Origin of the sequence: Leifsonia sp. 1010, from assembly GCF_031455295.1 — a bacterium.
Classification (GTDB): domain Bacteria; phylum Actinomycetota; class Actinomycetes; order Actinomycetales; family Microbacteriaceae; genus Leifsonia.
The window spans coordinates 2,177,594-2,196,194 of the sequence record NZ_JAVDSL010000001.1; the positions used below are offsets into that span (position 1 = coordinate 2,177,594).

The 18,601-nt window shown below is 68.4% G+C and carries 21 protein-coding genes; 18 read left to right on the plus strand and 3 right to left on the minus strand.

All coding sequences use genetic code 11. The features are described from left to right. Positions 1 to 79: 79 nt before the first annotated feature. The gene (gene prfA, locus J2Y42_RS10530) at positions 80 to 1,156 is read left to right on the plus strand and encodes a peptide chain release factor 1 (RefSeq protein WP_309857867.1); all 1,077 of its coding nucleotides are present in this window, start codon (positions 80 to 82) and stop codon (positions 1,154 to 1,156) included. Between the two features lie 96 nt (positions 1,157 to 1,252). Here prfA and prmC read toward each other — a convergent pair whose 3' ends face one another. Next, positions 1,253 to 2,161 carry a peptide chain release factor N(5)-glutamine methyltransferase gene (prmC, locus tag J2Y42_RS10535; RefSeq protein WP_309857870.1) on the minus strand — a complete coding sequence of 303 codons (909 nt, stop codon included), beginning with the start codon at positions 2,159 to 2,161 and terminating at the stop codon, positions 1,253 to 1,255. A 102-nt stretch (positions 2,162 to 2,263) separates the two neighbouring features. Between prmC and cysK the strand changes: the two genes are divergently transcribed. Both cysK and epsC read left to right on the plus strand, forming a co-directional pair. Beyond that, the gene (gene cysK / locus J2Y42_RS10540; RefSeq protein WP_309857873.1) at positions 2,264 to 3,202 is read left to right on the plus strand and encodes a cysteine synthase A; all 939 of its coding nucleotides are present in this window, start codon (positions 2,264 to 2,266) and stop codon (positions 3,200 to 3,202) included. A 5-nt stretch (positions 3,203 to 3,207) separates the two neighbouring features. After that, positions 3,208 to 3,777, plus strand: coding sequence for a serine O-acetyltransferase EpsC (gene epsC, locus J2Y42_RS10545; protein WP_309857876.1), 570 nt, complete (start codon positions 3,208 to 3,210; stop codon positions 3,775 to 3,777). A gap of 121 nt (positions 3,778 to 3,898) precedes the next feature. Here the strand turns inward: epsC and J2Y42_RS10550 are convergent, their stop codons facing one another. Further along, the gene (locus tag J2Y42_RS10550; protein ID WP_309857879.1) at positions 3,899 to 4,867 is read right to left on the minus strand and encodes a TetR/AcrR family transcriptional regulator; all 969 of its coding nucleotides are present in this window, start codon (positions 4,865 to 4,867) and stop codon (positions 3,899 to 3,901) included. A 131-nt stretch (positions 4,868 to 4,998) separates the two neighbouring features. Between J2Y42_RS10550 and J2Y42_RS10555 the strand changes: the two genes are divergently transcribed. Both J2Y42_RS10555 and J2Y42_RS10560 read left to right on the plus strand, forming a co-directional pair. Further along, the gene (locus J2Y42_RS10555) at positions 4,999 to 5,916 is read left to right on the plus strand and encodes an ATP-binding cassette domain-containing protein (RefSeq protein WP_309857882.1); all 918 of its coding nucleotides are present in this window, start codon (positions 4,999 to 5,001) and stop codon (positions 5,914 to 5,916) included. Then, positions 5,913 to 6,710, plus strand: coding sequence for an ABC transporter permease (locus tag J2Y42_RS10560; protein ID WP_309857887.1), 798 nt, complete (start codon positions 5,913 to 5,915; stop codon positions 6,708 to 6,710). Before J2Y42_RS10555 ends, J2Y42_RS10560 begins: the two co-directional genes overlap by 4 nt. A gap of 114 nt (positions 6,711 to 6,824) precedes the next feature. Here the strand turns inward: J2Y42_RS10560 and J2Y42_RS10565 are convergent, their stop codons facing one another. Continuing rightward, on the minus strand, positions 6,825 to 7,451 hold the full coding sequence (locus J2Y42_RS10565) for an HAD family phosphatase (protein ID WP_309857889.1): 627 nt from the start codon (positions 7,449 to 7,451) through the stop codon (positions 6,825 to 6,827). Between the two features lie 59 nt (positions 7,452 to 7,510). On the opposite strand from J2Y42_RS10565, the gene J2Y42_RS10570 reads away from it, so the two are divergent. The 13 genes from J2Y42_RS10570 to J2Y42_RS10630 all read left to right on the plus strand — a co-directional run bounded on the left by J2Y42_RS10570 (position 7,511) and on the right by J2Y42_RS10630 (position 18,332). After that, positions 7,511 to 8,221 carry an L-threonylcarbamoyladenylate synthase gene (locus tag J2Y42_RS10570; protein ID WP_018190344.1) on the plus strand — a complete coding sequence of 237 codons (711 nt, stop codon included), beginning with the start codon at positions 7,511 to 7,513 and terminating at the stop codon, positions 8,219 to 8,221. Continuing rightward, positions 8,218 to 9,477, plus strand: coding sequence for an MraY family glycosyltransferase (locus J2Y42_RS10575; RefSeq protein ID WP_309857892.1), 1,260 nt, complete (start codon positions 8,218 to 8,220; stop codon positions 9,475 to 9,477). The genes J2Y42_RS10570 and J2Y42_RS10575 overlap by 4 nt, the downstream gene beginning before the upstream one ends. Next, positions 9,474 to 9,968 (plus strand): hypothetical protein, encoded by a 495-nt coding sequence (locus J2Y42_RS10580; RefSeq protein WP_309857896.1) that lies wholly within the window; start codon positions 9,474 to 9,476, stop codon positions 9,966 to 9,968. Before J2Y42_RS10575 ends, J2Y42_RS10580 begins: the two co-directional genes overlap by 4 nt. A 179-nt stretch (positions 9,969 to 10,147) precedes the next feature. Continuing rightward, entirely contained in the window at positions 10,148 to 10,945 is a 798-nt protein-coding gene (gene atpB, locus J2Y42_RS10585; protein WP_309857899.1) for a F0F1 ATP synthase subunit A, read from the plus strand. A 51-nt stretch (positions 10,946 to 10,996) separates the two neighbouring features. After that, positions 10,997 to 11,218 carry an ATP synthase F0 subunit C gene (atpE, locus tag J2Y42_RS10590; protein WP_018190348.1) on the plus strand — a complete coding sequence of 74 codons (222 nt, stop codon included), beginning with the start codon at positions 10,997 to 10,999 and terminating at the stop codon, positions 11,216 to 11,218. A gap of 28 nt (positions 11,219 to 11,246) precedes the next feature. Continuing rightward, the gene (locus tag J2Y42_RS10595; RefSeq protein WP_309857909.1) at positions 11,247 to 11,819 is read left to right on the plus strand and encodes a F0F1 ATP synthase subunit B; all 573 of its coding nucleotides are present in this window, start codon (positions 11,247 to 11,249) and stop codon (positions 11,817 to 11,819) included. After that, positions 11,819 to 12,610 carry a F0F1 ATP synthase subunit delta gene (locus J2Y42_RS10600; protein ID WP_309857912.1) on the plus strand — a complete coding sequence of 264 codons (792 nt, stop codon included), beginning with the start codon at positions 11,819 to 11,821 and terminating at the stop codon, positions 12,608 to 12,610. The genes J2Y42_RS10595 and J2Y42_RS10600 overlap by 1 nt, the downstream gene beginning before the upstream one ends. Before the next feature lie 22 nt (positions 12,611 to 12,632). Beyond that, a complete protein-coding gene (atpA, locus tag J2Y42_RS10605; RefSeq protein ID WP_309857915.1) occupies positions 12,633 to 14,270 on the plus strand; it encodes a F0F1 ATP synthase subunit alpha in 1,638 nt (545 codons plus the stop codon). A gap of 37 nt (positions 14,271 to 14,307) precedes the next feature. Further along, complete coding sequence (locus J2Y42_RS10610; RefSeq protein WP_018190352.1) at positions 14,308 to 15,207, plus strand: F0F1 ATP synthase subunit gamma; 900 nt, start codon at positions 14,308 to 14,310, stop codon at positions 15,205 to 15,207. A gap of 25 nt (positions 15,208 to 15,232) precedes the next feature. Continuing rightward, on the plus strand, positions 15,233 to 16,696 hold the full coding sequence (atpD, locus tag J2Y42_RS10615) for a F0F1 ATP synthase subunit beta (protein WP_309857918.1): 1,464 nt from the start codon (positions 15,233 to 15,235) through the stop codon (positions 16,694 to 16,696). A 2-nt stretch (positions 16,697 to 16,698) separates the two neighbouring features. Further along, a complete protein-coding gene (locus J2Y42_RS10620; RefSeq protein WP_018190354.1) occupies positions 16,699 to 16,959 on the plus strand; it encodes a F0F1 ATP synthase subunit epsilon in 261 nt (86 codons plus the stop codon). A gap of 1 nt (position 16,960) precedes the next feature. Then, a complete protein-coding gene (locus J2Y42_RS10625) occupies positions 16,961 to 17,521 on the plus strand; it encodes an ATP-binding protein (RefSeq protein WP_309857922.1) in 561 nt (186 codons plus the stop codon). 1 nt (position 17,522) lies between these two features. Then, on the plus strand, positions 17,523 to 18,332 hold the full coding sequence (locus J2Y42_RS10630; protein ID WP_309857925.1) for a peroxide stress protein YaaA: 810 nt from the start codon (positions 17,523 to 17,525) through the stop codon (positions 18,330 to 18,332). Positions 18,333 to 18,601: the final 269 nt, after the last annotated feature.

An 18,601-nucleotide genomic window follows, 5' to 3' on the forward strand; every position in this document is an offset into this window, starting at 1 on the left:
GCCCGCCCGCCGTGCCACCGTGCACGGCGGGCGGGCGCTTCGTCGTTCCCCGGCCGCATCCCTCGCAGAAAGAAGACCCATGTTCGAATCGGTGAACAGCCTCATCGCCGAGCACGACGACCTCCAGCAGCAGCTCTCGGACCCGGAGCTGCACAGCGACCCGGTCCGCTCGAAGCGCGTCAACCGGCGCTACGCCGAGCTCAGCCGCATCGTGGCTGCATACAACGAGTGGAAGCAGCTCTCCGACGACCTCGACGCCGCCCGGGAGCTGGCGACGGAGGACGCGGCCTTCGCCGAGGAGGTCCCCGGTCTCGAGCAGAGCGTGGCCGAGTCGGCCGAGAAGCTGCGCCGGCTGCTCATCCCGCGCGACCCCAACGACAGCCGCGACGTGATCATGGAGATCAAGATGGGGGAGGGCGGCGCCGAGTCCGCTCTCTTCGCCGGCGACCTGCTGCGCATGTACCTGCACTACGCCGACTCCAAGCGGTGGAAGGCCGAGATCATCGAGCAGACCTCCAGCGACCTCGGCGGCATCAAGGATGTCCAGGTCGCGTTCAAGGGCAGTTCGAGCGATCCCGCCGAGGGCGTCTGGGCGCACCTGAAGTACGAGGGCGGTGTGCACCGCGTCCAGCGCGTGCCGGCGACCGAGTCGCAGGGCCGCATCCACACGTCCGCCGCGGGCGTGCTGGTGTTCCCGGAGGTGGACGAGCCGGAGGAGGTCGAGATCAACCCGAACGACCTCAAGATCGACGTGTTCCGGTCGTCCGGCCCCGGCGGTCAGTCGGTCAACACGACGGACTCGGCCGTGCGGATCACGCACGTGCCGACCGGCATCGTCGTCTCCATGCAGAACGAGAAGAGCCAGCTGCAGAACCGCGAGGCAGCCATGCGCGTGCTGCGGGCCCGGCTGCTCGCTCGTCAGCAGGAGGAGGCGGACGCCGAGGCCGCGGAGTTCCGCAAGGGCCAGATCCGCACGATGGACCGCTCGGAGCGCATCCGCACCTACAACTTCCCGGAGAACCGGATCGCGGACCACCGCACCGGCTACAAGGCCTACAACCTCGACGCCGTCATGAACGGAGCCCTCGACCCCGTCATCGAGTCGAACATCCAGGCCGACGAAGAATCGCGCCTGGCCGACCTAGCCACCGACTAACCCCCCGATCCCCGGTCCCAAGCCAACAGATCCTGAGTTTTTCGGCCCGACGCGCGGTCGGAGGCCGGAAAAACTCAGGAGCTGTTGGCTTGGCGATCAGCGGAGGGCGGTGGTCGCGCGGTCCCGGGTCGTGAGGTCGCGGTGCGTCGCGGCGGCGCGCCAGCCGTCGGCCGTGAGCAGGTCGCGGATCGCCGCGCCCTGCAGCTCGCCGTGCTCGAGCACGAGGGTGCCGCCCGAGTGGAGCAGACGCTGGGCGACCCGGGAGATCGTGCGCACCACGTCCAGCCCGTCCGGACCGCCGTAGAGCGCGGCGTGCGGATCGTGCAGCCGGACCTCGGGATCGCGTGGGATGGCGTCGTCCGGCACGTAGGGCGGGTTCGAGATGACGACGTCCACCGTCCCGTCGAGCTGCGGGAGCGCGTCGGCGAGATCGATGAACACCGGCGTCAGGTTCGTGGCACCGAACTCGTCGATGTTCCGGCGCGCCCAGATGAACGCTTCCGGCGAGTTCTCGACCGCGTACACGCGTGCGTGCGGCACCTCCGTCGCGAGGGCCAGCGCGATCGCACCGCTCCCGGTGCCGAGGTCGACCGCGACGGGCTCCGGCGAGGGGACGGCGCGGAGCGCGTCGATCGCGAACTGCGCCACCTGCTCCGTCTCGGGCCGCGGCACGAAGACACCCGGCCCGACGTTCAGCTCGAGCGAGCGGAACGGGGCGCGGCCCGTGATGTGCTGCAGCGGCTCGCGGGCCGCCCGGCGTTCGACGAGGGATCGCAGGGTCTCGGCGTCGGCGGAGGATAGCTCCGCATCCATCACGACGAGCGCCTGGACTCGGCCGCGGCCGACTCCGAGAAGGTGCCCGATGAGGAGTTCGGCGTCGACCTCCGGGTCGGGGACGCCCGCGCGCGCCAGCGCCGCCACGGCATCCTCCCGCGCGGATCGGACGGAGACGGCGCCGGAGGACGCGGCGGAGGAGGCGCCGGGAGCGGGGGTGGTGGGGGTCATCGCCAGAAGAGCCTAGCGGCTGCGGCACGCCGTCTAGAGTGGAGACGCGATCACGCATCCCCCTGTCGTCATCCACCGTACGAGAGCACGAGGAACAGGCCCATGTCAGGTCACATCTACGAGAACGTCACCGAGGCCGTCGGCCGCACGCCGCTCGTCCGCCTCAACCGTCTGACCGAGGGCGTCGACGCGACGATTCTCGGCAAGCTCGAGTTCTACAACCCGGCCGGCAGCGTCAAGGACCGCATCGGCGTCGCGATCGTCGATGCCGCAGAGAAAGCCGGAGCCCTGACGCCCGGCGGCACGATCGTCGAGGCCACCAGCGGCAACACCGGCATCGCGCTCGCCATGGTCGGTGCGGCGCGAGGCTACAAGGTCATCCTCGCGATGCCCGAGACCATGAGCAAGGAGCGCCGGGTGCTGCTGCGCGCGTTCGGCGCCGAGATCGTGCTCACCCCGGGCCCCGACGGGATGCGCGGAGCGGTCGAGACGGCGCAGGACATCGTCGCGAAGACGGACAACGCCATCTGGGCTCGGCAGTTCGCCAACGAGGCCAACCCGGCCATCCACCGTGCGACCACGGCGGAGGAGATCTGGGAGGACACCGCCGGCGAGGTCGACATCTTCGTCGCGGGCGTCGGCACCGGCGGCACGATCACGGGCGTCGGTCAGGTGCTCAAGGAGCGCAAGCCCGGCGTGAAGGTGGTCGCCGTCGAGCCGCTCGACTCGCCCATCCTGAACGGCGGGAAGCCCGGACCGCACAAGATCCAGGGGATGGGCGCGAACTTCGTGCCCGAGATCCTCGACACCACGGTGTACGACGAGGTCGTCGACGTCTCGTTCGACGACGCACTGGACATCGCGAAGCGGCTCGCCAGCGAGGAGGGCATCCTCGCCGGCATCTCGTCGGGAGCCATCATCTGGGCGGCGCTGCAGCTCGCCAAGCGTCCCGAGAACGCGGGCAAGACCATCGTCGCGATCGTGTGCGACACCGGCGAGCGGTACATCTCCACGCCGCTCTGGGCCGACCTGCTGGACTGAACGGGGTGCCGATCTTCCGAGCGCGCGAGGACATCCGCAACGCGCGCAGGCACGACCCTGCGGCCCGTAACGGGTTCGAGGTCGCCACGGCGTACTCCGGCTTGCACGCGGTGTGGTCGTACCGCGTCGCCCACCGGTTGTGGCGGTCCGGCCTCCGGACGCCGGCGCGGCTGCTGTCGCAGTTCACCCGTTTCCTGACCGGGATCGAGATCCACCCGGGCGCGCGCATCGGCCGCCGCTTCTTCATCGACCACGGGATGGGCGTCGTCATCGGCGAGACGACATGGATCGGCGACGACGTCATGCTCTATCACGGCGTCACGCTGGGCGGCCGGGGGAGCGGGCACGGCAAACGGCATCCCACGGTGGAGGACGGCGTGATCGTCGGCGCCGGTGCGAAGGTGCTCGGCGCGATCACGATCGGTGCGCGCTCGGTGATCGGGGCGAACGCCGTCGTCACGCGGGATGCGCCGGCCGACTCGCTGCTCGTCGGCGTGCCCGCGCATCCCCGTCCCCGCTCGGGCCACGAGCAGATCGCGGGCGACGACTGGATCGACCCCGCCATCTACATCTAACCCGTTCCGCCCACCGTCGAGTCCACGAATTTTGCACACTCGCGCCGCGCGTCGTGTGCAAAGTTTGCGGACTCGACGGCGGGGACGGGAGACGCGAGACGGGAGGACGCGAGATGCGGGGTCAGCGGGCGGCGCGCTCGCGGGCGCGCGCGATTGCCTCGCGCTCGTGCTTGCGGGCCTCGCGCAGCCGCGACTCGGCCTCGCGGCGCGCCTTCGCCGCCTCGCGAACCGCCTTGTCGCGCGGGATCGGCTCCGGTCGCTCCTCGTAGGGGGTCACCGGCTCGCCGCTCCGCCGCGCGGCGACGTAAGTCTCGATGCCGTCGAGGATGCGCTCCAGGCCAAACGCGAAGTCGTCCTGGTCGTCCGCGCCGTCCGAGTCCGCGTAAGCACCGGATGACACGAGCGGCGCCAGGTCCGGGAAACGTTCGGGCGTGACCAGCTCGGCGAGCGCGGCGGTGAACGCCTCCCCGCGGGCGGGTGGCGCGTCCGCGGAGCGCGAGCGGCTCACATCCCGCTCCACGATGGCGACCGCTCGCGCGTACGACGACAGCAGCAGCGCCGTCGACATCTTCTCGGCGTCCGTGAGGGGCAGGCCGCGCATCTCACGGAGCCCCCAGTCGAGCACGGCCAGATTGTTGGGCATCAGCGGGATGCCGCTGATCGGGATGTCGGGGAACCACGGGTGCGCCTGGATCACCTCGATGCTCGCCATGGCCCACCGCCGCAGACCGGCACGCCAGTCGTGATCCGAGCCGTCCGTGCGCGAGCCTTCCTGGCTGACAGTGTCGCCGCGCCGCGCCAGCTCGTCGTCCGGCGGGATCGGGATGGCGCAGACCGCATCCTGCATCAGAGCGAGCACGTCGTCTTTGCTGGTGACGTAGCGGTAGAGCGACATCGTCGTGAAGCCGAGGTCGCCCGCGATGCGGCTCATGGAGACGGCACCGAGGCCGTCGGCGTCCGCGATCTCGATGGCCGTGTCGATGATGCGCTCGATACTCAGCTCACGCTTGGGTCCGCGCTGGGGATGCTCCGCGACGCCCCAACTGAGCGCGACGGCACGGGGGAGGACGTCCTCGACGTCGTCGGCCATGGTCCCGCCCTTCTGCTGCCGCGCGCCGGATCTTCGCGATCCGGTGTTGACACTCATCCTAGGACTGTGTATCACTTAAACAGTTGTTTATGGCATAAACAGTTTAGGCAGCATACAGAAGGGAAAGTCCGATGAACGGAACAGCGATCGAGGTGATCGGCCTCCGTAAGTCCTTCGGGGAGCAGACGGTCCTCGACGGCATCGACCTGCGCGTGCGGTCGGGAAGCGTCTTCGCGCTGCTCGGGCCGAACGGTGCGGGCAAGACGACGCTGATCACTATCCTGTCGACCTTGGTCCGGCCCGGCGCCGGAAGCGTCACGGTCGCCGGCCATGACGTGGCCGCCGAGCCCGAGGAAGTACGGCGCGCCATCAGCGTGACCGGCCAGTCCGCGGCGGTCGACGGCGTGCTCACCGGGGAGGAGAACCTGCGGATGATGGCACGCCTCTCCGGCTTCACCGCCTCCGAGTCGCGCCGCAGGGCCAGCGAGCTGATCGACGCGTTCGATCTGGCCTCGGCGGCACGCAAGCGCGTCAAGACCTACTCCGGCGGGATGCGACGGCGCCTCGACCTGGCGCTCAGCCTGGTCGCGACGCCGCCGGTCATCTTCCTGGACGAGCCGACGACCGGCCTCGACACCCGCAGCCGGCAGGCGCTGTGGGACATCATCCAAGACCTGGCACGCCGCGGAACCACCATCCTGCTCACCACGCAGTACCTCGAGGAGGCCGACCAGCTGGCCGACCGGATCGCGGTCCTCGACCACGGCACGATCGTCGCGGAGGGCACCGCTACCGAGCTGAAGGCGCGCGTCGGCGGCGAGGTCGTCGAGCTCCGCGACGCTCACGGCGAGATCGTGCGCGAGGTGCCGACCGACGGAAGCGTCGAGGCCCTCCGCGACGCGATCGACACGCTCGACGCCCTCCGCGTCCCCGGAGCCTCCATCGGCATCCGCAAGCCGTCGCTCGACGACGCCTTCCTCGCCCTGACCGGGCAGTCCGCCCAGAACGTCCCCCAAAAAACCTCGACCGAGAAGGAGGTCGTCCGATGACCGCTCTCACCGTCCCCGTCCGCCCGGCGCGGCGGGTCTCGCGCCTCACCAGCACCCTCGTCTTCGTGGGCCGCAGCGTCCGTCACTCGCTCCGTGACGTGGACGCGCTCACCATGGCCATCGCACTTCCGGTGATCCTCATGCTGCTGTTCACATTCGTGTTCGGCGGCGCCATCGACCGCTCAGGGGACTACGTCCAGTACGTCGTGCCCGGCATCATCCTGCTGTGCGCCGGTTTCGGGGCGTCCAGCACGGCGGTGGATGTGGCCAACGACATGAGCGACGGCATCGTCGACCGCTTCCGGACGATGCCGCTGCGGTCCCGCGGCGTCGTGACGGGCCACGTGGTGGCGAGCCTTCTGCGCAACCTGGTGGCGACCGGCGTCGTCATCGGCGTCGCCCTGCTGCTGGGCTTCCGCCCGACCGCCGATGTCGCCCAGTGGATCGGCGCGCTGGCGATCGTCGCCCTGTTCATCCTCGCGATCACCTGGCTGTTCGCCGCCATCGGCCTCGCGGCGAAGAGCCCGACCGCGGCGAGCGGGTACGGCTTCGCCGTGCTGTTCCTGCCGTACCTGTCGAGCGCGTTCGTGCCGACGGACACGATGCCGGACTGGCTGCGGTGGGTGGCGGAGAACCAGCCGATCACCCCGATCATCGAGACGATCCGCGCCCTGCTCTTCGGCCGCGACCCCGGCTCGGACCTGTGGTGGGCGCTCGGCTGGTGCGCTCTCATCGTCGCCGCGGCCTACGTCTGGGCCGCCTGGCTCTTCCGCCGCTCCGCCGGCCGCCGCTGACCCCGCTCCCACCGTTCCAAGCCAACAGCTCCTGAGTTTTTCCGCCCGACACGCCGTGCGCGGGGCGAAAAACTCAGGAGCTGTTGGCTTGGGGAGGCGAAGAGGGGGAGCGGGTCAGCGGGCGGCGAAGGCGTGGAGGGCGTCGAGCATGCCGTCGGTGTCGAAGGTGCCGTCCTCGCGTTTGGCGAAGTGGTAGGCGTGCATGCCGCACTCGCGGGCGCCCTCCACGTTGGCGATCGAGTCGTCGAAGAGGATGGCGTCCTCCGGCCGCACCCCGAACCGCCCGAGCGCCCTGGTGTAGATCCGTCGCTCGGGCTTCCGTGCGCCCAGCACAGCTGAGACCAGGTCGTTGTCCTGCAGCACGTCGACGATCTCGGGGGTCAGCACCGGCAGCGAGTCCTTGAACGGGATGGGGTTGTTCGAGAGCAGCGACACCGTTCCCAGCGTCGCGGCCTCGTGCAACGCCGCGATGGCGCCGGGGATGGGCGTCATGGCCGCTTTCCGCGCCTCCTGCCACTGCGCGAGCGTCAGCCGGGCGCCGGTGACGTCGGCGAACGCCTCGAGGTACTCCTCACTGGTGGAGTACTCGCCGATCTCGGCGGCGCGCTCGTGTCCGCCGGCCCACCAGCTGGATGCGAGCCGGTACTGGCTCACACCTCCCAGCTCAGCGAGCTTCGGCAGCCGCTTGTGGAAGTCGTAGTCGTAGAGCGTCTTGTCGCAGTCGAAGAAGTAGACGTCCATCCCCTCCAGTATCGTCCTCCCAGTCTGGGCATCCGCGCCCCGGCTATCATTGAGCCGTCATGGCCTCCATCTACGACTGCTCCGTCGACTCCGAGCTGCTCACCGGTATGCGCCTCGCACGGGCCGCGATCGGTCGCGGCGAACTCGTCGTCATTCCCACCGACACCGTGTACGGGGTGGCCGCCGACGCCTTCAGCCCCGCCGCCGTACAGCGATTGCTCGACGCGAAGGGGCGCGGCCGCCAGTCGCCGCCCCCGGTGCTGGTCCCCGGCATCCCGACGCTCGCCGCCCTGGCCGAGCGGGTGCCGGACGAGGTGGATGCGCTGGTGAAGGCCTTCTGGCCCGGCGGCCTCACGATCGTCCTGCCCGCATCGCCGTCGCTGGTCTGGGATCTCGGCGAGACGAAGGGCACGGTCGCCCTCCGCATGCCGAAGGACACGATCGCCCTCGAGCTGCTGTCCGAGACCGGTCCGCTCGCGGTGTCGTCCGCGAACCTGACCGGCCGCCCGGCCGCCCGCACCGCCGCCGAGGCCGAGGCCATGCTGGGCGACTCCATCTCCGTCTACCTCGACGGGGGAGAGGCCGGCTCCGACTACGAGCGCGTCGAGGGCAAGGACTCCTCGTCGACGATCGTGGACGCGACCGCGCTGGCCGCAGGCGTGGGCGGACTGCGCATCCTGCGTCACGGCGTCATCTCCGTCGATCAGCTGCGCGAGGTCGTCGGCGACGCCCTGGACGAGCCGGCGGCCGCCGCGGACGCCGCCCCGTGACCCTTCTCCTCGCCCTCGCTCTGATCTCGGCCGTCATCACGTTCGGGATGTCGTTCGTCGTCTACAAGCTGGCGATGCGGTACCGCCTGTACCCGAAGATCCGGGCGCGCGACGTGCACACCCGGCCGACACCCCGCCTCGGCGGCGTCGCGATGTTCCTCGGCATCCTGGTCGCCTTCGGCGTCTCGTGGCTGCTGTCGAGCCAGTTCGGCGTGCTGACGCTGATCTTCTCCGACCAGGGGCCGATCCTCGCGATCCTGGGGGCCTCCCTGCTCATCGTCGTGATCGGCGTCGCCGACGACATCTGGGATCTCGACTGGATGACGAAACTGGCCGGGCAGTTCGTGGCCGCCGGCCTCGTCGCCTGGCTGGGCGTGCAGATCTACTCGCTGCCGATCGGCGGCCTCACCGTCGGCTCGCCGGTCATGTCGATCATCATCACGCTGTTCGCCATCGTGCTGGTGATGAACGCGATCAACTTCATCGACGGCCTGGACGGGCTGGTCGCCGGCGTCGCGCTGATCGCGAACGGCACGTTCCTCGTCTACACCTACCTCCTCCAGCGCGAGATCAGCCCGCAGAACTACTTCAGCCTCGCCGGGGTGATCGCCGCGATCCTGGTCGGCGCCTGCGCCGGGTTCCTGCCGCTCAACTGGCACCCCGCGAAGATGTTCATGGGGGATGCGGGCGCGCTGTTGATCGGCCTGCTCATGGCGACCTCGGCGATCTCGGTGACGGGGACGATCAACCCGCAGGACCTGCAGACGCTCGGCCGATCGTCGCTCGTCCCGGCGTTCATCCCGATCATCCTGCCGTTCGCGGTGCTCATCATCCCGCTGCTCGACTTCGGGCTCGCGGTCATCCGCCGCCTGCGCGCGGGCAAGTCGCCGTTCAGCGCCGACCGCAAGCACCTGCACCACCGCCTGCTCGACATGGGTCACACCCACCTCCACGCGGTGCTCATCTTCTACGCGTGGACCGCCGTGCTGTCGATCGGCTGCCTGCTGTTCTTCTTCGACCCGTATTGGATGGCGATCGTCTTCGTCGCGATCGGGCTCGTCGTCTGCACCGCGTTCACGCTCGCTCCGCTGAGCCGCAGGAAGGCGAACGAGGCCGTCGCCGAGCTCGCACCGGCCGGCAGCCGCGAGGCCGCGGAGACGGCGCGCTTCGACCAGCTGGATGCGGCGAGCGAGCGCACGCCGGCGACGCCCGCATCCCCGACATCCCCGACCGCTCTGACCGAGGAGACCCGATGACCGACCAGCAGGACGGAGCCACCGCCCCGCGGCCGGCTCAGCCGCCCGCCCAGCCGACCTCGACGCCCGTCCTGCGGGACGTGCTGAAGTACGGCCTGATCCTGGCCGCGGTGATCGCCGTCGTCGGGATGCTGCTCGGCGGCCTGTTCGCCGGGTGGGTCGGCGTCACCAGCGCACTGATCGGCACCGCCATGGCCGCGGTGTTCCTCTCGATCACGGCGCTCAGCATCCTGATCGCCAACCGTTTCATCGGCACCGACCTCTTCGTGGGCCTGTTCTTCGGCATCGTTCTAGGCGGCTGGATCGTCAAGTTCGTGCTGTTCCTGGTGCTGGCGATCCTGCTGCGCGACCAGCCCTGGATCAACCCCGTCGTGCTCTTCCTCAGCCTCATCGCCGGGGTGATCGGATCGCTCGTGGTGGACATGATCGTGGTCTTCCGCTCCCGCGTCCCCTACGTCAGCGACGTGACGCTGCCGGGGGAGAAGCGCTGACCTGTATCCAATTCGTTATGGGCTGAAAACTCTTGTAGAGTTATGAGCGATCCCCCACCCCGTTCGCGCCCGAGAAACTCTGAGGTCGCGAGAAGTGCAGGGTGTCCCACCGTTCGTCGTCGCGAGAGCTGTTTCAGCTCGACGCCCCGAAACAGGAGATAGCGCTGTTAGCTAACGCTGTGAACCTGCTGGTCCAGGCCGCAAGCTCCGATGATGGAAGCTTCCAGGGTCCCTCGATCAACGAGTTCTTCCCCCCGACCCTGTTCACGATCGGTGACCTCGAGTTCAACCGCATCTTCGTGGTCCGCGCTCTCGCGACCATCGCGCTGATCCTCATCTTCTGGATCGGCACCCGCCGGATGCGCCTCATCCCCGGCCGCTTCCAGTCGGTCGTCGAGATGGGTCTCGACTTCGTGCGCGTCAACATCGCGGAAGACCTGCTCGGCAAGAAGGACGGCCGCCGGTTCCTTCCGCTGCTGACCACCATCTTCTTCATGGTGCTGTTCTTCAACATCACCGGCATCATCCCGTTCCTCAACATCGCCGGCACCTCGGTCATCGCCGTGCCGCTGCTGCTCGCGATCGTCGCGTACATCGCCTTCATCTACGCGGGCGTCAAGAAGAGCCCGAAGAACTTCTTCAAGAACGCGCTCTTCCCGCCCGGCGTTCCGTGGTTCCTCTACATCATCGTGACGCCGATCGAGTTCGTCTCGACCTTCATCCTGCGTCCGATCACCCTGACGCTGCGACTCCTGATGAACATGGTCGTCGGGCACCTGCTGCTCGTCCTGTTCTTCCTCGCCACGGAGTTCTTCTTCTTCACGGCGGGCGGCTGGTGGTCGCTGTTCGGCGTCGGCACCTTCGCCTTCGGCTTCGCATTCACCGTCTTCGAGATCCTGGTCGCAGTCCTGCAGGCCTACGTCTTCGCACTGCTCACCGCTGTCTACATCCAGCTGGCAGTCGCCGAGGAACACTAAGAACGATCCGCGCACCCGCACGGATCGCCATCACGGAAGGAAACACACAACGTGGACATCGCTGCAATCAACGGCAACATCGCCACCGTCGGTTACGGCCTCGCGGCCATCGGCCCGGCCATCGGCGTGGGCATCGTCGTCGGCAAGACCATCGAGGGCGTCGCTCGCCAGCCTGAGCTGGCCGGCCGCCTCCAGGTCCTGATGTACATCGGTATCGCATTCACCGAGGCGCTCGCGTTCATCGGTATCGCTACCTACTTCATCTTCCAGTAATCCTCTTTTCCCTCAGTAAGGAGGAACCATGCTCAAGAGTGTGGTGATCGCAGCCTCAGAGGGGTCGCACAACCCGCTGATCCCGGAGTGGCCGGACATCATCGGCGCGCTTCTCTGCTTCCTGATCATCCTGTTCTTCTTCTGGAAGCTCGTGCTTCCGCGCATGAAGAAGCTGCTGGATGAGCGCGCAGAGGCGATCGAGGGCAACATCGAGAAGGCCGACGAGGCGCAGCGCAAGGCCGAGGCCCTGCTGGAGGAGTACACCGCCCAGCTCGCCGAGGCGCGTGCGGAGGCGGGCAAGATCCGCGAGACCGCCCGTGCCGACGGCCAGAACATCGTGGCGGAGGCCCGCGAGGCCGCCGCTACGGAGGCCGCGCGTGTGACCGCCCAGGCGCAGGCGCAGCTCGAGGCGGAGCGCCAGACGGCGCTCGTCCAGCTGCGCAGCGAGGTGGGCTCGCTGGCGATCGACCTCGCGTCGACCGTCGTTCGCGAGGCCCTCGATGAGGACAAGCGCGCACAGGCGATCGTGGACCGCTTCCTGGCGGACCTCGAGGCCGACGAGAAGGCTCAGGCCGACCAGAAGGCAGGATCGGGCAACTGATGGGAAGCGCCACCAGAGAAGCATTGGCCAACTCCGTCTCGGCTCTCGCCGACCTGGGGTCCAAGGCCGATCTGGCGACGGCTGAGGACCTGTTCAGCGCAGGGCGAGTCGTCGCCGACTCGGCCCAGCTCCGCGCGGTCCTCGGCGACCCGACGGTCTCGGCGGAGGGCAAGACGGTGCTCGTGAAGCGCGTCTTCGCCTCGCTGTCGGCTCCGGCCGTCGAGCTGCTCACCGTGGTCGCCGCTCAGCGCTGGTCGTCGCACGACGACCTGCTGGGTGCGATCGAGGAGCTCGGCATCCGCGCGATCGCCGGCTCCGCGCCCCGGGACGTCGACATCGTGGCCGAGCTGCTGACTTTCGGAGGCGCCGTGACCTCCGACGCGAGCCTCGAGCTCGCGCTGCGCAGCAAGCTCGCCTCGGCCGACTCCAAGGTCGCGCTCGTCGAGCGTCTGCTCGGCGGAAAGGCGTCGAAGGAGACCATCGCCATCGTGCGCCAGCTCGTCGCCCAGCCCCGCGGCCGCAGCGTCCGCGAGTCGCTGCGCGCGGCTGCGCGCATGGTGGCCGCCCAGTCCGGGCAGACCATCGCGACGGTCTACGCCGCGTCAGCGCTCCCCGAGGCCCAGGCCGAGCGCCTGCGCACGGTGCTCAGCGCCTCCTACGGCGACCTCAGGATCAACCAGGTCGTCGACCCCTCGATCATCGGCGGATTGCGCGTACAGATCGGTGACGACGTCATCGATGGAAGCATCGCGTCGCGTCTGGCCGAACTCCGGCTTCAGCTGGCGGGCTGACCGCCTCAAGATAGGAATCACAATGGCAGACACACAGATCAGCCCCGACGACATCCGCGACGCGCTCAAGGACTTCGTCACCACGTACGAGCCGGCGTCCGCACAGGCGACCGAGATCGGCCACGTCCTCGACGCCTCCGACGGCATCGCGCACGTCGAGGGCCTCCCGAGCGTGATGGCCAACGAGCTCATCCGCTTCGCGGACGGCACGCTGGGCCTCGCCCAGAACCTCGACGAGAACGAGGTCGGCGTCGTCGTGCTCGGCGAGTTCGACCAGATCGTCGAGGGCATGGAGGTGACCCGCACCGGCGAGGTCCTCTCCGTCCCCGTCGGCGACGGCTACCTCGGCCGCGTCGTCGACCCGCTCGGCAACCCGATCGACGGTCTCGGCGAGATCGCCAGCGAGGGCCGCCGCGAGCTCGAGCTCCAGGCGCCCGGCGTCATGCAGCGCAAGTCGGTCCACGAGCCGCTGCAGACCGGCATCAAGGCCATCGACGCGATGATCCCCGTCGGCCGCGGACAGCGCCAGCTGATCATCGGCGACCGCCAGACCGGCAAGACGGCCATCGCGATCGACACGATCATCAACCAGAAGGCCAACTGGGAGTCGGGCGACGTCAACAAGCAGGTCCGCTGCATCTACGTCGCCATCGGCCAGAAGGGCTCGACCATCGCTTCGGTGAAGGGCGCGCTCGAGGACGCCGGCGCGATGGAGTACACCACCATCGTCGCGGCCCCCGCCTCCGACCCGGCCGGCTTCAAGTACCTCGCCCCTTACACCGGCTCGGCCATCGGCCAGCACTGGATGTACGGCGGCAAGCACGTCCTAATCGTCTTCGACGACCTGTCCAAGCAGGCCGAGGCGTACCGCGCCGTGTCGCTGCTGCTCCGTCGTCCGCCGGGACGCGAGGCCTACCCGGGTGACGTCTTCTACCTGCACTCCCGTCTGCTGGAGCGTTGCGCCAAGCTCTCCGACGAGCTGGGCGCCGGCTCGATGACCGGTCTGCCGATCATCGAGACGAAGGCGAACGACGTCTCCGCGTACATCCCGACCAACGTGATCTCGATCACCGACGGCCAGATCTTCCTGCAGTCCGACCTCTTCAACGCCAACCAGCGTCCGGCGGTCGACGTCGGAATCTCGGTCTCCCGAGTCGGTGGCGATGCGCAGGTGAAGTCCATCAAGAAGGTCTCCGGCACGCTCAAGCTCGAGCTGGCCCAGTACCGCTCGCTCGAGGCGTTCGCGATGTTCGCGTCCGACCTCGACGCGGCGAGCCGTCGTCAGCTGGCGCGTGGCGCCCGCCTCACCGAGCTGCTCAAGCAGCCGCAGTACTCGCCGTTCCCGGTGGAGGAGCAGGTCGTCTCGATCTGGTCCGGCACCAACGGCAAGCTGGACGAGGTCGCCGTCGAAGACGTCCTGCGCTTCGAGGCCGAGCTGCTCGACCACCTGCGCCGGAACACCGACATCCTCGACACGCTGCGCGAGACCAACGTGCTCGACGACGACACGGTCGCGAAGCTCGATTCCGAGGTGGACAAGTTCAAGCTCGAGTTCCAGACCGGTGAGGGCAAGCCGCTCGCCTCGGTCGGACGCGAGGAGTTCCAGGCCATCGACGAAGAAGAGGTCGACCAGGAGCGCATCGTCAAGGCCCGGCGCTGAGCGCTGAGGCCCTGAGAGACTAGGTACAAGGAGAGACATGGGAGCACAGCTTCGGGTCTACCGGCAGAAGATCAGATCTGCCCAGACGACCAAGAAGATCACCCGTGCGATGGAGCTGATCTCCGCCTCCCGCATCCAGAAGGCGCAGGCGCGGGTCGCCGCCAGCTCGCCGTACGCCCGCGCCATCACGCGCGCGGTGTCGGCGGTGGCGACGTACTCGAACGTCGACCACGTCCTGACCACCGAGCCGGAGAAGATCGAGCGCGCCGCGATCGTCATCTTCTCCTCCGACCGCGGTCTCGCGGGCGCGTTCAACTCGAACGTGCTCAAGGAGTCCGAGAAGCTCGCGGAGCTGCTGCGCAGCCAGGGCAAGGAGGTCGTGTACTTCCTCGTCGGCCGCAAGGCGCAGGGCTACTTCAGCTTCCGCCGCCGTGCTTTCGAGCGGGTGTGGACCGGCAACACGGATGCCCCGGAGTTCGAGCAGGCCAAGGAGATCGCCGACGCGATCCTGGAGTCGTTCCTGCGCGATGCGTCCGACGGCGGTGTGGACGAGATCCACATCATCTACAACCGCTTCATCAGCATGCTGACCCAGGAGCCGCAGGTCGTCCGCCTGCTGCCGCTGGAGGTCGTCGAAGGCGTGGAGGAGCCGGACCGCACGCAGGTCCTGCCGCTCTACGAGTTCGAGCCGGATGTGGGGACGGTGCTCGACTCGCTGCTCCCCGTCTACATCGAGAGCCGCATCTTCAACGCGATGCTGCAGTCGGCCGCCTCCAAGCACGCCGCGACGCAGAAGGCCATGAAGGCTGCAAGCGACAACGCTGACAAGCTCATCACCGACTACACGCGTCTGGCCAACAACGCCCGTCAGGCGGAGATCACCCAGCAGATCTCCGAGATCGTCGGCGGCGCGGATGCGCTGAGCTCGTCCCACTGATCGTCCAACGAGAGAGATAACAATCATGACTACCGCTACCGCCGAAGCCCAGGCTTCGACCGCGCAGCCGGCCGGTGTGGGACGAATTGCCCGCGTGACCGGTCCGGTCGTCGACATCGAGTTCCCGCACGATGCGATCCCGGGCATCTACAACGCCCTGAAGACCACGATCACGATCGGCGAGGAGTCGACCGAGATCACGCTCGAGGTCGCTCAGCACCTCGGCGACGACCTGGTGCGCGCGATCGCGCTGAAGCCGACCGACGGCCTGGTCCGCGGCGGCGAAGTGCGCGACACCGGCGCCCCGATCAGCGTTCCCGTGGGCGATGTGACCAAGGGCAAGGTGTTCAACGTCACCGGCGACGTGCTCAACGCGGAGCCGGGCGAGACCATCGAGATCACCGAGCGCTGGCCCATCCACCGCAACCCGCCCGCGTTCGACCAGCTCGAGTCCAAGACCCAGCTGTTCGAGACCGGCATCAAGGTCATCGACCTGCTCACCCCGTACGTCCAGGGTGGAAAGATCGGCCTGTTCGGCGGCGCCGGTGTCGGCAAGACCGTCCTCATCCAGGAGATGATCCAGCGTGTGGCGCAGGATCACGGTGGTGTGTCGGTGTTCGCCGGTGTCGGTGAGCGCACCCGTGAGGGCAACGACCTCATCCACGAGATGGAGGAGGCGGGCGTCTTCGACAAGACCGCGCTCGTCTTCGGCCAGATGGACGAGCCGCCGGGGACGCGTCTGCGCGTCGCGCTGTCTGCTCTGACGATGGCGGAGTACTTCCGCGACGTGCAGAACCAGGACGTGCTGCTCTTCATCGACAACATCTTCCGGTTCACGCAGGCCGGTTCCGAGGTGTCCACGCTGCTGGGCCGCATGCCCTCCGCCGTGGGTTACCAGCCGAACCTCGCCGACGAGATGGGCCAGCTCCAGGAGCGCATCACCTCGACCCGCGGTCACTCGATCACCTCGCTGCAGGCGATCTACGTGCCGGCCGACGACTACACCGACCCGGCGCCGGCGACCACGTTCGCCCACCTCGACGCCACGACCGAGCTCTCCCGTGAGATCGCGTCGAAGGGTCTGTACCCGGCGGTGGACCCGCTGACCTCGACCTCGCGCATCCTCGACCCCCGTTACCTGGGTGAGGACCACTACCGCGTGGCCACGACGGTCAAGCAGATCCTGCAGAAGAACAAGGAGCTGCAGGAGATCATCGCGATCCTCGGTGTCGACGAGCTGTCGGAGGAGGACAAGATCACGGTGTCGCGTGCGCGCCGGATCCAGCAGTTCCTCTCGCAGAACACCTACATGGCGAAGAAGTTCACCGGTGTGGAGGGCTCGACCGTCCCGCTGAAGGACACCATCGAGTCGTTTGACGCGATCGCCAAGGGTGAGTTCGACCACGTGGCCGAGCAGGCCTTCTTCAACGTCGGACCGATCTCCGACGTCGAGGAGAAGTGGGCGCAGATCCAGAAGGAGAACGGCTAACAATGGCTGTCCTCAACGTCAGCGTCGTCGCCGCCGACCACGAAGTGTGGTCGGGCGAGGCGAGCATGGTCGTCGCACGCACCGTGGAAGGGCAGATCGGTATCCTGCCCGGCCACGAGCCGCTGCTGGCCATCCTCGCGCAGGGCGAGGTGCGCGTGACCCTGAACGGGGGCGAGTCCATCACGGCCAACGCCGATGACGGCTTCCTCTCCGTCGAGAACAACACAGTCACCATCGTGGCCCGTCAGGCCGAGCTGGTCTGACATGTCCGGGCAGCAGGGAGCCCCGCTGGAGCGCCAGTTCGGAGACGTCCGCGTCCCGATGCTGGTGGCGATGGCGGGGCTTCCTGGTTCCGGGAAGTCCACCATCGCGGAGATCCTGGCCGGGCGCATGGGTGCCACGGTGATCTCGGTGGACCCGATCGAAGCGGCGATCATCCGCGCGGGGATCGATTCCGACCAGCCGACCGGGCTCGCGGCCTATCTGGTGGCGGAGACCATGGCGGAGCAGGTGCTGCTCTCGGGCCATTCGGTCGTCGTCGACGCCGTGAACGCCGTCGAGCCGGCGCGTCTGCAGTGGCGCGATCTGGCGGAGCGGTGCGACGTGAAGCTCCGGGTGGTCGAGACCGTGTGCTCCGACCCGGAGCTCCACGAGGAGCGGCTCAGCAAGCGCAGCGGCCTCGTCGCGGCCTACGCCGTCGAGCAGAGCACCGACGAGTACGACGAGTGGCGCGGCGCGTGCGGCACGCTGCCTCGGGTGACCTTGGACACTGCGGCGCCGCTGGGCGAGAACGTCAATACGGCACTGAACTTCGTGGAGGGCTAGCGTGCTCATCCTGCTCCCGCCCTCCGAGACGAAGAGGGACGGGGGAGCGGGGTCTCCGCTCGCCGTGGAGCGGTTGCGCTTCCCCTCACTGAACCCTGTCCGCCGTGAGGTGGTGGATGCGGTGGTCGAGCTCGCCGCGGACCACGATGCGGCGATCCGCGCGCTCAAGCTGGGTCCGAAGCAGGCCGGCGAAGTGGAGCGGAACCGCGGCATCCCGTCGGCTCCCACCATGCGTGCGCTAGAGCGATACACGGGCGTCCTCTATGACGCCCTCGATGCCGAGTCGCTCTCCTCGGCGGACTGGAAGGTCGCCGCGGAGACGGTCGCCGTGCAGTCGGCGTTGCTCGGTCTGGTCGGCGCGGACGATCCGGTGCCGGCGTACCGGCTGTCGTTCGACTCGCGCCTGTCTCTGCGTCGTGGCGCGGCGTCGCTGAAGAAGCGGTGGTCGCAGGCGGGGGCCGCGGCCCTGGCCGAGCGCGACGACCTCCTGCTCGATCTCCGCTCCGAGGGCTATGCGGCGCTGGCGCCGCTTCCCGAGCGCGACGGCGCCCACTACGTGCGCGTACTCGCTCGCGACGAGTCGGGGCATGTCCGCGCGCTGAACCACTTCAACAAGCAGGCGAAGGGTCTGCTGACGCGCGCGCTGATCGAGGCCGGAGCGGGGTTCGAGACGACCGCGTCGCTGCTGGACTGGGCGGATGCCGAGGGGTACGAGCTGCGGCCCGCGGGAGATGGCTCCCGCGACCTGGAGCTCGTCGTCCCAGAGGTTCGGGGCGCGCCCGGCAAGCTCATGGCGGCGCTGCGGGTGTGACGACACTCCCTGACCTACGACAGCGCCCGAATGGCGACACTCCCGGCCAACTTTCAGTGGTGCAGGAGTGAAAAGTGAGATAAGCTCACAACCAAGAGAGAGGATCAACTGATCCGAGGCGCGCGCGCACTGGTTGCGTGTTCCGTCTCAACAAGTCGGGCCGACGTGTGGTGGCCGACGCGTCATCCCCATGCGTCGTTTCCTTCGCCGGAGTGTGAGGCACCAAGATTCCGCCTGCGGTCGGGCACGAGCGGTACGCCCTCACCAGC

Bases quoted from the DNA above. Each gene is read 5' to 3' on its own strand.
- J2Y42_RS10555 (WP_309857882.1), top strand. From the start codon at position 4,999: ATGAACGGAACAGCGATCGAGGTGATCGGCCTCCGTAAGTCCTTCGGG.
- J2Y42_RS10565 (WP_309857889.1), bottom strand. From the start codon at position 7,451: ATGGACGTCTACTTCTTCGACTGCGACAAGACGCTCTACGACTACGAC.
- J2Y42_RS10625 (WP_309857922.1), top strand. From the start codon at position 16,961: ATGTCCGGGCAGCAGGGAGCCCCGCTGGAGCGCCAGTTCGGAGACGTC.
- J2Y42_RS10550 (WP_309857879.1), bottom strand. From the start codon at position 4,867: ATGGCCGACGACGTCGAGGACGTCCTCCCCCGTGCCGTCGCGCTCAGT.
- J2Y42_RS10610 (WP_018190352.1), top strand. From the start codon at position 14,308: ATGGGAGCACAGCTTCGGGTCTACCGGCAGAAGATCAGATCTGCCCAG.
- prmC (WP_309857870.1), bottom strand. From the start codon at position 2,161: ATGACCCCCACCACCCCCGCTCCCGGCGCCTCCTCCGCCGCGTCCTCC.
- J2Y42_RS10580 (WP_309857896.1), top strand. From the start codon at position 9,474: ATGACCGACCAGCAGGACGGAGCCACCGCCCCGCGGCCGGCTCAGCCG.
- J2Y42_RS10560 (WP_309857887.1), top strand. From the start codon at position 5,913: ATGACCGCTCTCACCGTCCCCGTCCGCCCGGCGCGGCGGGTCTCGCGC.
- prfA (WP_309857867.1), top strand. From the start codon at position 80: ATGTTCGAATCGGTGAACAGCCTCATCGCCGAGCACGACGACCTCCAG.
- atpD (WP_309857918.1), top strand. From the start codon at position 15,233: ATGACTACCGCTACCGCCGAAGCCCAGGCTTCGACCGCGCAGCCGGCC.
- J2Y42_RS10600 (WP_309857912.1), top strand. From the start codon at position 11,819: ATGGGAAGCGCCACCAGAGAAGCATTGGCCAACTCCGTCTCGGCTCTC.
- atpA (WP_309857915.1), top strand. From the start codon at position 12,633: ATGGCAGACACACAGATCAGCCCCGACGACATCCGCGACGCGCTCAAG.
- J2Y42_RS10595 (WP_309857909.1), top strand. From the start codon at position 11,247: ATGCTCAAGAGTGTGGTGATCGCAGCCTCAGAGGGGTCGCACAACCCG.
- J2Y42_RS10620 (WP_018190354.1), top strand. From the start codon at position 16,699: ATGGCTGTCCTCAACGTCAGCGTCGTCGCCGCCGACCACGAAGTGTGG.
- cysK (WP_309857873.1), top strand. From the start codon at position 2,264: ATGTCAGGTCACATCTACGAGAACGTCACCGAGGCCGTCGGCCGCACG.
- J2Y42_RS10570 (WP_018190344.1), top strand. From the start codon at position 7,511: ATGGCCTCCATCTACGACTGCTCCGTCGACTCCGAGCTGCTCACCGGT.